At 39.3% G+C, this 13,926-nt stretch carries 14 protein-coding genes and 1 CRISPR repeat array; of the genes, 9 read left to right on the plus strand and 5 right to left on the minus strand.

Annotated elements, in window-relative coordinates:
- Window positions 1-368: 368 nt before the first annotated feature.
- The 4 genes from Q8M41_RS04575 to Q8M41_RS04590 are packed head-to-tail and all read right to left on the minus strand — an operon-like array spanning window position 369 to window position 3,962.
- Entirely contained in the window at window positions 369-1,475 is a 1,107-nt protein-coding gene (locus tag Q8M41_RS04575) for a M42 family metallopeptidase (RefSeq protein ID WP_305364067.1), read from the minus strand.
- Complete coding sequence (locus tag Q8M41_RS04580; protein ID WP_305364068.1) at window positions 1,475-1,987, minus strand: ORF6N domain-containing protein; 513 nt, start codon at window positions 1,985-1,987, stop codon at window positions 1,475-1,477. The genes Q8M41_RS04575 and Q8M41_RS04580 overlap by 1 nt, the downstream gene beginning before the upstream one ends.
- Complete coding sequence (locus Q8M41_RS04585) at window positions 1,984-2,409, minus strand: GNAT family N-acetyltransferase (RefSeq protein WP_305364069.1); 426 nt, start codon at window positions 2,407-2,409, stop codon at window positions 1,984-1,986. Before Q8M41_RS04585 ends, Q8M41_RS04580 begins: the two co-directional genes overlap by 4 nt.
- Before the next feature lie 11 nt (window positions 2,410-2,420).
- The gene (locus Q8M41_RS04590) at window positions 2,421-3,962 is read right to left on the minus strand and encodes an acyl-CoA carboxylase subunit beta (RefSeq protein ID WP_305364070.1); all 1,542 of its coding nucleotides are present in this window, start codon (window positions 3,960-3,962) and stop codon (window positions 2,421-2,423) included.
- A 198-nt stretch (window positions 3,963-4,160) separates the two neighbouring features.
- On the opposite strand from Q8M41_RS04590, the gene Q8M41_RS04595 reads away from it, so the two are divergent.
- From Q8M41_RS04595 to can, 5 genes are all read left to right on the plus strand, one after another.
- A complete protein-coding gene (locus Q8M41_RS04595; protein ID WP_305364071.1) occupies window positions 4,161-5,357 on the plus strand; it encodes a porin in 1,197 nt (398 codons plus the stop codon).
- Between the two features lie 128 nt (window positions 5,358-5,485).
- The gene (locus Q8M41_RS04600; RefSeq protein WP_305364072.1) at window positions 5,486-5,821 is read left to right on the plus strand and encodes a hypothetical protein; all 336 of its coding nucleotides are present in this window, start codon (window positions 5,486-5,488) and stop codon (window positions 5,819-5,821) included.
- A 219-nt stretch (window positions 5,822-6,040) separates the two neighbouring features.
- On the plus strand, window positions 6,041-6,715 hold the full coding sequence (locus Q8M41_RS04605) for a carbonic anhydrase (protein ID WP_305364073.1): 675 nt from the start codon (window positions 6,041-6,043) through the stop codon (window positions 6,713-6,715).
- A gap of 112 nt (window positions 6,716-6,827) precedes the next feature.
- A complete protein-coding gene (locus Q8M41_RS04610; protein WP_305364074.1) occupies window positions 6,828-8,414 on the plus strand; it encodes a SulP family inorganic anion transporter in 1,587 nt (528 codons plus the stop codon).
- 52 nt (window positions 8,415-8,466) lie between these two features.
- Window positions 8,467-9,138, plus strand: a complete 672-nt coding sequence (gene can, locus Q8M41_RS04615) for a carbonate dehydratase (RefSeq protein WP_305364081.1) — start codon at window positions 8,467-8,469, stop codon at window positions 9,136-9,138.
- Between the two features lie 526 nt (window positions 9,139-9,664).
- Here the strand turns inward: can and pruA are convergent.
- Window positions 9,665-11,299, minus strand: coding sequence for an L-glutamate gamma-semialdehyde dehydrogenase (pruA, locus tag Q8M41_RS04620; protein WP_305364075.1), 1,635 nt, complete (start codon window positions 11,297-11,299; stop codon window positions 9,665-9,667).
- A 329-nt stretch (window positions 11,300-11,628) separates the two neighbouring features.
- Here pruA and Q8M41_RS04625 point away from each other — a divergent pair, with 329 nt between their 5' ends.
- The 4 genes from Q8M41_RS04625 (at window position 11,629) to Q8M41_RS04640 (ending at window position 13,283) form a co-directional block, all read left to right on the plus strand.
- Window positions 11,629-12,168, plus strand: a complete 540-nt coding sequence (locus Q8M41_RS04625) for an alcohol dehydrogenase catalytic domain-containing protein (protein ID WP_305364076.1) — start codon at window positions 11,629-11,631, stop codon at window positions 12,166-12,168.
- Between the two features lie 142 nt (window positions 12,169-12,310).
- A complete protein-coding gene (locus Q8M41_RS04630; protein ID WP_305364077.1) occupies window positions 12,311-12,463 on the plus strand; it encodes a hypothetical protein in 153 nt (50 codons plus the stop codon).
- Window positions 12,464-12,680: 217 nt separating this feature from the next.
- Entirely contained in the window at window positions 12,681-12,860 is a 180-nt protein-coding gene (locus Q8M41_RS04635) for a type II toxin-antitoxin system HicA family toxin (RefSeq protein WP_305364078.1), read from the plus strand.
- Between the two features lie 33 nt (window positions 12,861-12,893).
- Window positions 12,894-13,283, plus strand: coding sequence for a type II toxin-antitoxin system HicB family antitoxin (locus Q8M41_RS04640; protein ID WP_305364079.1), 390 nt, complete (start codon window positions 12,894-12,896; stop codon window positions 13,281-13,283).
- Window positions 13,284-13,364: 81 nt separating this feature from the next.
- Window positions 13,365-13,712: a CRISPR direct-repeat array (repeat unit 46 nt; unit sequence GTTGTGATTTGCTTTCATTCTTTGATTTACTGATATTTACCACAAC).
- The last annotated feature ends 214 nt before the right edge of the window (window positions 13,713-13,926 follow it).

Raw genomic sequence — 13,926 nt, forward strand, 5'->3', positions numbered from 1 at the left:
TCACATTTCAATACTATAATAGTTGTTAGTTGGTTAGTAATTTATTGGTTTATTTAAAAATTACATTTCAATATGATATTTGTCATCCCGACGCAGGAGGGACCTCAACTATCAACCCGATAGCCATTGGGTATCAATCCTCTCTTTTCAGCACAATCCCTGGGCACCTTGCTTATCCCCCTCCTCCGAAGGAGTCCTTTGGACAGAGGGGGCAGGGGGAGGTATTGGATAAATCCTCCCCCTCCAACCGCTTATGCCTTACGCACCCCCCTCGTGAGGGGGATAATATCCTTCTCCATTGTCTATAATTCTTCCAAAACCACAGTTTTCAATCCGATAGTTACCGGGTCTCAATTCTCCATTGTCAACTATTTTATCGATCTAAAATCATGTCCAACTTCAATGCTCAATAAAGATTCATAAATCAATCGTATAACGTTGTCTACATCTTCTTTATGGATCATTTCAACTGTGGTGTGCATATAACGCAAAGGAAGTGAGATCAATGCAGAAACTACCCCATCATTTGAATAGGCAAAGGCATCGGTATCAGTTCCGGTAGAGCGTGAAGACGCCTGGCGTTGGAAAGGAATATTATTTGCTTCGGCTGCTTTGATCAGTAATTTATTCAAATTGGTTTGAACTGCAGGGGCATAAGATACCACAGGTCCTTTTCCACACGCAAGATCGCCCTGGGTGATCTTGTTAATCATCGGTGTTTGGGTGTCATGCGTCACATCGGTGATGATTGCGATATTCGGTTTGATCCGGTGAGCAATCATTTCTGCCCCTCGTAATCCGATCTCTTCCTGCACAGAGTTGACGATATAAAGTCCGAAAGGCAATTTCTTTTTGTTTTCTTTTAGCAAACGGGCAACCTCGGCAATCATAAAACCGCCGGCGCGGTTATCAAGTGCCCTGCCCACATAATAACGGTCATTCAACACCATGAATTCGTCTTCGTAGGTAACTACACAACCAACATGTATTCCTAATTCTTCAACCTCTTCTTTGGTGGTGCAGCCACAATCCAGGAAAATGTTTTTTAAGGTTGGAGCTTCTTCTTTTTCACCACTACGGGTATGGATAGCAGGCCAGCCAAATAATGCTTTGACAATTCCTTTATCGGTGTGAATATTAACCCGCTTTGATGGTGCGATCTGATGGTCAGATCCTCCGTTTTTAATCACATAAATTAATCCATCTTTGGTGATATAATTAACGAACCAGGAGATCTCATCAGCATGAGCTTCTATTACTACCTTGAATTCGGCTTTTGGGTTAATTACTGCAACCGCAGTACCATAATTATCTACCATATACTCATCAGTATAGGGTTTTATATAATCAAGCCACATTCTTTGACCTTCCCACTCAAAGCCGGTAGGTGAGGGATTATTGATGTATTTTTCAAAAAATTCCAGTGATTTCTTAGTAACTACCGGGATATGTTTCTGCTCTTTTTTCTTTGTCATTATTTCTGTTCTTTCTTGGATTTTAATTTATAGCCAACCGGCTCTATGCTGCTTTTACTGATTTCAATCTTATTTAATAAAAAGCGGTAAACGTGATTGATCTTATCATCCAGCTCTTTAACCTTTTTGTATAAATCCTGATTTTGCAAGAGGATCTGCCTGTAATATACAAAAGCACGCATAATTTCGATATTAATTTTAACCGCTTTGGGCGATCGCAATACAGAGGATAACATTGCTACCCCTTGCTTAGTAAATGCCATTGGGCTGATGCTGGAATGTTTGAGGTTATTTAACCGGTCACAATTTGTGACCAGTTGCTCTTTTTCTTCATTTGTAAGCACAAACATAAAATCAGAAGGAAACCTATCTTCATTTCTTTTTACCTGCTGCTTGAGCTTTTTTGTTTCTGTTTCATACAGTGAGGCTAAATCCGTATCAATCATTACCTTAAAACCCCTTAATTCAAAAATTAAGCTTTCAAATTGGCGGGTTTGAAGAATGTCGTTCATTGTTTCTGATTCTTAAAACAAATTTTTTCCATGATCACGAAATCATGTCCATCCCTATGATAGGCTTTATCGGTTTCTGTAAAACCAAATTTAGCATAAAAACCTGAAGCATTTTTGCGTGCATTACACCAGATCCGTTCACAATTTTCTGTTTCTGCTATATCGATCAGATACCTTAATAGTTCCGTTCCAAAACCTCTGCTCTGGTATTCTTCAATCGTCGCAAATTTGCGTAACTGCATCTCATTCTCCTTCCTGAATAATGAAACCACACTGATCAGCTTATTTTCATAAAATAAGCCCAGGTGCATACCATCATCATCAGTATCAAGAATAGCCTTTTCGAATTCCTGATCCGGATACAAAACCTGCCGGCGAATACGCCAGGTAAGTTCCGGGGGAATTTGTTCTATATGAGACATTTTAAGGCTGTTTACAAAGGCATATTCCCATGTTTCTTCCTAGGGTTATTAACCACCTTGTTCTCCAGCATTTTAAAAGCTTTGATCAGCTTTTTCCGGGTTTGGGATGGCTCAATTACCTCATCTATAAAACCTCTTTCTGCTGCTCTATATGGGTTTGCGAAGATGTCCGAATACTCTTTTTCCTTCTCTATCCAGCGCGCATTTGGATCCTCTGCAGAGCTGATCTCTTTTTTGAAAATGATTTCGGCTGCTCCTTTAGCTCCCATCACTGCAATTTCAGCTCCCGGCCAGGCATAGTTCATGTCTGCGCCTATATGCTTGGAGTTCATCACATCGTATGCACCACCATAAGCTTTACGGGTAATCACGGTTATTCTTGGGACTGTAGCTTCGCAGAATGCATATAATAATTTCGCACCGTTTGTAATGATCGCATTCCATTCCTGGTCAGTACCCGGAAGGAATCCCGGAACATCCTCCAGAACCAGCAGGGGGATGTTAAAACTGTCGCAGAAACGAACAAAACGTGCGCCCTTTACAGAAGATTTAATGTCTAAAACCCCCGCTAAAAAAGCAGGCTGATTTGCAACAATACCTATACTTCTGCCCGCAAGTCTTGCAAAGCCAACCACAATATTTTCGGCAAAGTCTTTATGAACCTCCAGAAAAGTACCCTCATCACATACTTCTGAAATTACCTCACGGATATCATAGGGCTGAGAATTATTTTCAGGGATAATATCATCCAGTTTTGGCCTTGATTCATCTGTACTTTCATACGCAATTGATGGAGCGGTTTCCTCACAGTTCTGTGGCATGAATGAGAGCAGTTTTTTTACATGATTGATGGCATCGAGCTCATCGCTGCATGCGAAATGTGTGACACCCGATTTGGTGGCATGTGCAGCGGCACCACCCAGCTCCTCTGAACTAACAATTTCATGGGTGACTGTTTTCACTACGTTTGGTCCGGTGACGAACATATAGGATGTGTTTTCAACCATCAATACAAAGTCAGTGATGGCAGGGGAGTATACAGCACCTCCTGCACAGGGCCCCATGATTGCCGAGATCTGTGGAACAACTCCTGATGCCATGGTATTTCTGTAGAAAATATCCGCATAGCCTCCCAATGAAACAACTCCCTCCTGAATACGGGCGCCTCCCGAATCATTCAGCCCGATTAAGGGTGCACCATTTTTTATCGAAAGATCCATGATCTTGCAGATCTTTTCTGCATGAGTTTCTGAAAGTGAACCGCCGAAAACAGTAAAATCCTGTGAAAAGACATAAACAAGCCTTCCATTGATGGTGCCATAGCCTGTAACAACCCCATCTCCCGGATAATGCTCTTTCTCCATGCCAAAGTCCTTTGAGCGGTGCATCACCAGCATCCCTATCTCTTCAAAAGAACCTTCATCCAGCAAAAAATGCAGGCGTTCCCTGGCAGTTAGTTTGCCTTTTTTATGCTGACTTTCAATTCTCGCCTTACCACCACCCAGCAGGGCTGCTTCTTGCTTCTTCCTTAATATTTGAGTTCTTTTATCCACAATTTGCAGGATTATGATTGGTTATTCGGAACCGTGAAAATACTAAAAAATGCATAAAGCAATTGAAAATTGCTTGTTTTTTCTGTTCCCGGAAAATTAAAAATGCATGTAATTGAGAATTTTCCGTTTAAACTTTAGGGACGTTCTTTCAGAATTAAAATAGTGTTAAATAATCATTAATTTCGCAAAAAATATCGGATGTCCTTTCTTAGACTTGTATCATTAATTTTTTTATCGCTGGTTTGTACTAACGTTTTTGCTCAGAATGAGAGGGATGAAGGTGCAATGATCCATAATTTCACAGGATTGCAATTTAAATCTCCGGATTCTTCTTTCTATATTAATTTTCGTTTCCGGATGCAGAACAGGATCGGAGCCTTTACTACTTCTGGATCTGATCTCAGTTTTAATGAATATGATGCACGTGTTCGCAGATTAAGAATGCGTGTTGATGGATTTATCATGAATCCTAAATTAACTTATAGTGTACAATTGGCATTTACCCGCGGTGATCAGGACGTTGACAACACAGGTATTGCCAATATTGTAAGGGATGCTATCATCTTCTACCATTTTACTCCAAAGTTTTACATAGGATTTGGGCAGAATAAACTACCGGGAAACAGACAAAGGGTTAACTCATCGGGTCAGTTGCAGTTTGCAGATCGTTCAATAGTGAATGGCACCATGACTATTGATCGTGATTTCGGACTTAAAGCTTATTATCATAATAAGATCGGTGAAATGGATTATCATTTAAAAGGTGCAATCACAACAGGAGAAGGACGAAGTGTAAATTCAACTGATAATGGTTTGGCTTATACTGGCCGTATAGAGTTTTTGCCTTTGGGATCTTTTACCGGTGGTGGCGATTATTCGGAGGGTGACCTGGAGCGTGAACCTAAACCGAAAATTTCTATTGCGGCAGGTTATAGCATGAATAAGAAGACCAACAGGACTGGTGGGCAGCTTGGCAAGGAACTTTACAATCCGGTAGAAATGGCAACCTGGATGATTGATGCAATCGGGAAATACAGAGGCTGGGCATATTCAGTAGAATATATTAAAAGGCATGTTGATAATCCGCTAACCTATAACACATCCGGAAGCCTGAGGTATGCTTTTACCGGAAATGGAATAAACCACCAGGCTTCCTATATCTTTCCATCTAATATTGAATTTGCTTTCAGATATTCCCGACTGACACCTTCAGCCAAAATTCTGGCTCATGAAGACAGGAAAAATATACTCGAATTGGGCGCGACAAAGTATTTTAATAAGCATAGGGTTAAGATGCAGCTGAACCTGAATTACATAGCAACGGATGGTAACTATGCACTCAGGCATCCCGGAAATAAATGGGGGATTTTAACCCAATTTGAACTTGGCATCTGATTTGTTTTTTCGGTTGTTGATTTTATGTAACGATTTCATAAATTTTCTGATTTTTAGTACATTGGTAACAGTTTGTGTTAGCTTTGTGGGGTGGTATCGAAAGCTTATAACACTGAAGGTGTACTTAGATGAAAAAGGAATTCGCTAAAAAACTATTCAGCTTCGTCTTTTTATTCATCTTTTTCGCAAAGATGGTCATATCCATCGCACCTTTAATCGCCGATCATATTGATAACAGAATTGTCAATGCTGTAATTATGCAGCTTGAGATTGAAACAAATGCATCAAAGGGCATTGATCAGGCTAAAGAATCATTAAATAAAGGGGAATGGTTAAGTGGTATATTCAAATTTAATCTATCCAGCCCTCAAACTTCTGTTGCATTGAAAAAATACAGTGCAAGGAGCCAGTTTTTAATAGAATCATTTTTCCCATCTGTTCCCACACCTCCTCCAAACTGTTAAATCTGATTTAACGCTTCATCACCCTTTTCATTTTTTTTTGTAGACCATTAATTTCCTGTTTAATCATTTATTGGTTCTGGTAATTTTCTATTTATTCAAAAAAATGAAATAATTCTCTTGAATTTATTCGATCGTCTTTTAAAGCGTTAAAATCCGCAATTCTGCTATTTTTTGGCGAGAATTTAATTATCAATTAATTCATATACAGCAATTTAACGAATGAGACATCATAAAGAACAATCAAGGGAATTACTCACACCGCGTTTAGCACTGGAGTTTTTAAAGGATGGGAATAGCCGCTTTTGTAAAAACCTTAGCTATAACCGCGATAATCAACAAATCATCATGGAAACAGCTACAGGACAGTGGCCTTTCGCTGCAGTTTTAAATTGCAGTGATTCACGCTTAGCTACAGAACTGATATTTGATCAGGGCCTTGGTGATATTTTTAGTATTCGGCTGGCAGGTAATGTGGCAAGTCCGGAAGCCATTGCAAGTCTGGAATATACCTGTAAGGTATTAGGGAGTAAACTGATAGTGGTACTTGGACACACCAATTGCGGTGCAGTCACTGCAGCCTGTAATAATGTTCAAATGGGTAACCTTGAGGTATTACTGAAACATATTAATCCCGCAATTGAAGCTGAAACAGAAACCCTCAGCGATCGTAATGGTTCGAATAAAGTGTTTTTGAATAATGTATTACATAATAATGTGCATAAACAAATTGAAACCATAATTAATGGAAGTGATATCATCCGGGAACTTCTTCAAAATCAGCAAATCCGAATTATCGGAGGCATGTATGATATAAGTACAGGTGAGGTTGAATTTTTCGAGGAGACGTTTGATTTGGCACACTTTAATGCTGAAACTGAACATCAGCCTCTTTAGTAAGTACTGTCAAATTAAAAACAGGGTTTTAATCAAAATGGCGACTGTCCTTAAATACCGGGCAGGCGATAAAAAAAGAATAATAAAATTCAATACCTCTAAATAAGCTTTAATGGAAAAGAAAAATTCAATATTTAATTTTAGTCAGTACTTCGCTGCGAGCACGGTTAAAAAAGATCTGCCTGCCAGTATTGTTGTATTCCTGGTTGCCTTGCCTTTGTGTCTGGGAATTGCACTTGCTTCAGGTGCACCACTGTTTGCCGGGATATTAACAGGAGTAATCGGCGGTATCGTAGTAGCGTCTATCAGCGGATCCCAGCTAAGTGTTAGTGGCCCTGCTGCAGGTTTAACAGTGATTGTCTTCGGGGCAATTGCTTCCCTTGGCAGCTATGAAACATTTTTGCTTGCAGTTGTACTTGCCGGGATACTTCAGATTTTTCTTGGAATATTAAAGGCAGGAATTATAGCAAACTATTTTCCTTCATCTGTGATAGAAGGTATGCTGGCTGCTATAGGTGTCATACTCATTTTGAAACAGATTCCACATGCTGTGGGCTTTGATTCAGATTTTGAAGGTGATGAAAGCTTCATGCAGCTTAACCATGAAAATACTTTTTCGGCACTGCTTTCTTCACTTGATATGATAAGTTATGGCGCTGTAATCATCAGTGTTTTATCCTTACTGATCATGATCTATTGGCCTGGAATCAAAAAATTGAGTGCGATTCCTGCAGCTATTTTGGTTGTGATTCTTGGAATTGTACTCAGTATGGTTTTCCAGAATACCGGTCTTGCCTTAAGTCCTGAGCAATTGGTTACAATTCCGGTTGTTAATTCTTACAATGAGTTTATGGGATTGTTTGTATTTCCTGATTTTGAGCAAATCGGCAACAAGGAAGTATGGACAGTGGCGTTTACAATTGCAATTGTTGCGAGTATTGAGACCCTGTTAAGTATTGAAGCAGTTGATAAAATGGATCCTTACAAAAGGGTCTCACCAACAAACAGGGAACTGGTTGCTCAGGGCGTAGGTAATATTGCTAGTGGTATGTTGGGTGGTTTGCCAATGACTTCGGTGATTGTGCGTTCCTCAGTTAATGTGAATTCAGGAGGCAAGACAAAGATGGGGGCTATCTATCATGGTTTCTGGCTATTGCTTTCATTGCTCTTTATTCCTTTTTTACTCAATAAAATTCCATTGGCCAGTCTGGCTGCTATTCTTCTGATTACCGGGTATAAACTGGCTAAACTCAGCTTATTTAAGAAAATGTGGCGAAATGGCAGAGACCAGTTTATCCCATTTGTTGTAACTGTACTTGCTGTGGTGTTTACTGATTTGTTGAAAGGTGTGGCAATTGGAATGATGATTGGGATTTTTTACATTCTCAGAACTAATCTCAGAAATTCTTATTTTTATAAAATTGAGAAGAACGGTGAGAAGAATGTAATCAGGATAAAACTGGCACAGGAGGTTTCATTTTTAAATAAGGCCGCTATTCAGCAAACCTTGTTGAAATTACCAAAAGAGTCGCATGTAATTATTGATGGGTCTGATTCAATGTTTATTGATAAAGATGTGCTTGAGATTATACATAATTTCAAACATAATGCCTTTTCTAAGGGCACGATAGTTGAAATTCTTAATATCCGTGAGCATTATGATGTTCCCAGAGTGAAAGAATTTGTACATAACACATAATAAATTAATTAAAATGCCTAATATCAGGGGTACACTAGAACAGTCAGAGAAGATGTCAGAAAACAAGGTCGAAAGACAAAAGCGTGGTTACGAAGAATTACTGCAGGGTAACCGTGATTGGGTGAAGATCGAGAGTGAGAAAGATCCTGATTATTTCAAAAAGTTGGCTGCAGGACAGGAACCTGACGTGTTATGGATTGGATGCTCGGATAGCCGGGTTCCTGCAAATGAGGTTACCAATACAAAGCCGGGTCAGGTTTTTGTGCACCGTAACATAGCAAATGTATGTGTCCACTCAGATATGAATATGCTGAGTGTACTCGATTATGCGGTCAATGTGTTAAAAGTAAAGCATGTTATTGTTGCGGGCCACTATGGTTGCGGGGGGATAGCCGCTGCGTTAAGTAATAAGCAATTCGGACTCATCGATAACTGGCTCAGGCATATCAAAGATGTTTACCGTTTGCACAGTAATGAACTGGACAGGATTACAGATGAGAATGTCAAGCTGAATCGTCTGGTTGAATTAAATGTAATTGAGCAGGTTTACAACCTCTGTAAGACAACAATCGTTCAGAATGCCTGGCGTGAACGAGAGGATCTGGAGATACATGGCTGGGTGATTGACCTGAATTCCGGACTAGTGAAGGATCTTCAGGTTACCGCTAAATCGAGCGAAAACCTTGGTAAGGTATTCAAACTGGATGAGTCGAAAGTAAAGTAATATATCATTTATATTATCGTGAATTCGACATAAGGAAGGTTAAAACAATAAGACTATAATTGGTCAGATAAGGCTCTTAATCCAAAATATTTGATTTTGGAAAGCAATGCCGGTGTGCTATTGGCCAGTTCAGCCCTTTCCTCCGGGGTAGTTCCGGCATGAAATTGCGTTCTATTTCAAATTACGAATAGCCGGAAGCTACCTCCTCCGGCAAGGTTTATTTTACCCGGGACTGTTTTTCATCGGAACGGATAGCCCGTCAACAGAACCATTTGCCATTTGAAATAAACCTAAAGGGGGTGGCAGCTCTAGCTTTTTGTAATACTGATTTTCATGATATCCATTAAATCTGCTGCAAAAAAAACCAGGGCAGAACACGGGAAACCGGAACCGAAGCGAAACAGACCCTGCTTTCCAAAACAAAGAAAATGTTCAATCTAAACTTACCACAACAAGATTTTATGTCGACTTTATATTAAATTAATAAGGTTGCGAAATTTATATAATCGGGGTTGTTGCCCTTCTTTTATTCCTTTTCCAAAAATGGGTAACGGTAATCTTTAGGAGGGTCAAAAGTTTCTTTGATTGTTCTCGGAGATACCCAGCGCAATAAATTGATCATAGAACCTGCTTTATCATTTGTTCCTGATCCTCTGGCACCACCAAATGGCTGTTGCCCAACCACAGCACCGGTACATTTATCATTTAAATAAAAATTACCTGCGGCATTTCTCAAAGCATAGGTAGCTTTTGTCAAAGCATAACGGTCTTGTGCCAATACAGCACCTGTAAGTGCATAAATTGAAGTTTTGTCTATAATTTCAAGCGTTTTTTCAAAGTCTTTATCTTCAAAAACATAGATCGTTAGAACCGGACCAAATAATTCTTCGCACATAGTCACATAGTACGGGTCTTTGGTTAACAAAATAGTCGGCTCAATGAAATAGCCTTTGGATTTGTCATAATTGCCTCCGGCAATAATCTCCAAGTCCTTGTCACTTTTTGCCCTGTCAATATACCCGGCAAGTTTATCAAATGATTTTTCATCGATCACAGCATTAATAAAATTACCGAAATCTTCTGTTGGCCCCATTTTAAGGCTTGACAGATCGTGTATTAGTAATTCTTTAATTTTTGGCCAGACAGAGGCTGCAATATATACCCTCGATGCGGCCGAACATTTTTGGCCCTGGTATTCAAAAGCACCACGTAAAATAGCAGTACTTGAAGCCGCCACATCAGCAGAACCATGTACCAAAATGAAGTCTTTGCCACCTGTTTCTCCGACGATGCGCGGGTAGGTTTTGTATTTATGAATATTGTTTCCAATCGTTTTCCAGATATCCTGAAATACAGCTGTAGACCCTGTGAAATGAATTCCAGCAAAATCCGGGTGATTAAAGATCACTTCTCCGGCATCCGGTCCTGAAACGTATACCAGGTTAATTACCCCATCAGGTAATCCCGCCTCATGGAAGATTTGCATCAAAATATTGGCCGAATAGATCTGGGTGTTGGAGGGCTTCCAGACAACCACATTTCCCATCATGGCTGCCGAACTTGGGAGATTACCTGCTATAGCGGTAAAATTAAATGGTGTCAGTGCAAAAACAAAGCCTTCAAGTGGTCTTTGTTCGAGGCGGTTCCAACTGCCCCGGGGTGATACAGGGGGCTGCTGCTCGTAGATCTCGCACATGTATTTAACATTGAACCTTAAGAAATCTATGAGTTCGCAAGCCGCATCAATCTCAGCCTGAAATGCATTTTTTGATTGCCCCAGCATAGTGGCTGCGTTCAGTTTATAACGATAAGGACCCGCAATCAGGTCGGCTGCTTTCAAAAATATTGCTGCACGCTGTTCCCATGGAAGATTCTCCCATTCAGATTTTGCGGCAAGTGCCGCATTGATCGCATCGCTAACATGTTGTTTTGTACCCTGATTATAAGTGCCCAGCAAATGCTGATGATCATGAGGTGGATGGATTTGTATTTTTTTATCAGATCTGATTTCTTTGCCGGCAATATACATTGGTATATCAATTTGCTCAGTTCTGGCTTCAGCAAGTGCTTCTTTTAATAATTGACGTTCCCTGCTTCCCGGTGCATAATTTAATATTGGTTCATTTACCGGTGGAGGTACCTTGAAAAATCCTTTTAACATAATTGGTCTAATTGGTTGGGGCAAAGATAAGGGTTTGAGGGAAATCTGCGGATTAAATTGTCTCCCGCTAAGTCAGCAGGCTGAATAGAAACATCAGTTCCACATACTTCATCCTGGTCCAGGGTTTTCAGAACTGATAAGAGTCAGACAAATGCATGATCTCTCTCATTATTTCTCCGGATGGAATGGACGAACTTTATTTGATACAGTTTTATTTAACATAAAAACATAAAGAGATGAGCAAGGATTTAATGGGTTCCACAAAGGCAACTGAAAGTATAAAAACAATGAAGGGACTTGTATATGAAGGTCCTGGTAAAAAGAAATGAATGGATGTTCCAAAACCCGGGATCATTGTGCCAACTGATGCCGTGGTAAAAGTGTTAAAAACTACCATATGTGGTACGGATTTGCACATCTTAAAAGGAGATGTACCTGCTGTTACCAAAGGCAGTATATTGGGGCACGAAGGTGTTGGTATTATTGAAGAAGTTGGTAATGCAGTTAATAATTTAAAAAAGGGAGATCATGTTCTAATATCCTGTATAACCTCATGTGGTAAATGTGAATATTGTAAAAAGCAGATGTATTCCCACTGTGAAGATGGTGGTTGGATCCTCGGACACCTGATTGATGGCACACAGGCTGGGTATGTCCGAATCCCGCATGCGGATAATAGTCTGTACCTGATTCCTGAGGGAGCGAATGAAGAAGCTCTGGTCATGTTAAGTGATATTTTGCTTACCGGGCATGAAATAGGCGTATTGTATGGTGCTGTAAAGCCCGGTGATACAATCGCCATTGTTGGTGCTGGTCCGATAGGGATGTCTGTATTACTTACGGCACAGTTTTATTCCCCAAACCTTTGATATTTGCCAGAACATTATACGCCCGGGAGGTCATATCGCTAATGTAGGGGTACATGGAAAGAGTGTGAATCTGCAACTGCAAAAATTGTGGATACAGAATATTACAATTACGACCGGTTTGGTGAATACAAACACCACACCTATGCTGTTAGAAACAGTGCAGAGTAACAGGATTCAGCCGGAAAAGCTGATTACACACCGCTTTTCATTCGACAAAATATTGGACGCCTATGAAGTATTTGGTAATGCTGCAAGGGAGAAAGCGATAAAAGAATTATTGGTGATTAATCGTTAAGCTGGCATAAAGAAATTAGCCATAATTTAATTGTCTGACTATTGTGATGTTTATCAAACAATGGTCAGACATTATTGTTTGCGATCAAACAAATGTTTAAAAGGTAATTGCACTTGTAGATGACCCATAGAAGTCTAAAATTTATCTTGAAATAAATATTGCCAAATAGTAGTATTTTTACTACCTTTAAGCTTTTAGTCAAAAACAGATAGTAAAGTTGAAATCATCGGAGTTTCATAGAAAGATTAAAAAGAATGGATGGTTGCATATCCGGACAAGTGGAAGTCATTACATTTACGAAAAAGAGGGTAGAACCTATCCAGTTCCTTTTCATGCTTCAGACGAAGTACCGAAGGGAACAGAGATGAAAATTAAAAAAGAGATGGGGTTAAAATGATCCCGTATGCTTAAAAATTAAAATATACAAAAAATGAAAGCAACACAAACAGTGCAAATCATTATTGAAAAAAGCAAAGATGCTTTTTGGGCTTATGCATCTGGTCTGGAGGGAGTGACAGGTGTTGGAGAAACCGTGCAGTTGGCAAAGGAATCTGTTATTGAGAGTGTAGATATACAGAAGGAACTTGGAAACATACCGAATGTTGACTATAATTTTACATTTAACTTTGATGTTGAAAGCTTGTTAAATTATTATAAAGGCATATTTACAAACTCAGCACTTGAGAAGATAACGGGCATTAATCAAAAGCAATTGCAACACTATGCTTCTGGTTTGAAGAAGCCACGCGAGGCGCAAATCTATAAAATTGAAATAGGCTTGCACCGGTTGGCTGAAGAACTTTTAGCGGTAAAACTCTGAGCTTTCTGATTGTAATCTAATTCTTTTTGATTTACTGATATTTACCACAACTTTAATAACTTTTTTTCTATTAATAGGAACGTTGTGATTTGCTTTCATTCTTTGATTTACTGATATTTACCACAACCATGCCGCTCCTAGGATCTACCCTATTTAGTTGTGATTTGCTTTCATTCTTTGATTTACTGATATTTACCACAACATATAAACAAAATACTTGTCGTCTTTTTTGTTGTGATTTGCTTTCATTCTTTGATTTACTGATATTTACCACAACGGCGTGGAGGTCGTAAATGAACGGATCTCCGTTGTGATTTGCTTTCATTCTTTGATTTACTGATATTTACCACAACTTGTGCAGGTTTTGCAATCGGCTCTTCTGCGTTGTGATTTGCTTTCATTCTTTGATTTACTGATATTTACCACAACAATAAGTAAAATGATTGATGATTTGCAATCGTTGTGATTTGCTTTCATTCTTTGATTTACTGATATTTACCACAACTAGTGTTAAGTTAAATATATTATGACGTAATAAAAATATATTGTATATTCGTAAAACAATCAGTTATGATACGATATACAATTAAACTCAGTAAAGGAGAAGTTGAGGAATTGATGGAGATCGTAAATAAAGGTTCCC

Origin of the sequence: Daejeonella sp. (assembly GCF_030684675.1) — a bacterium.
Taxonomy (GTDB): Bacteria; Bacteroidota; Bacteroidia; order Sphingobacteriales; family Sphingobacteriaceae; genus Daejeonella.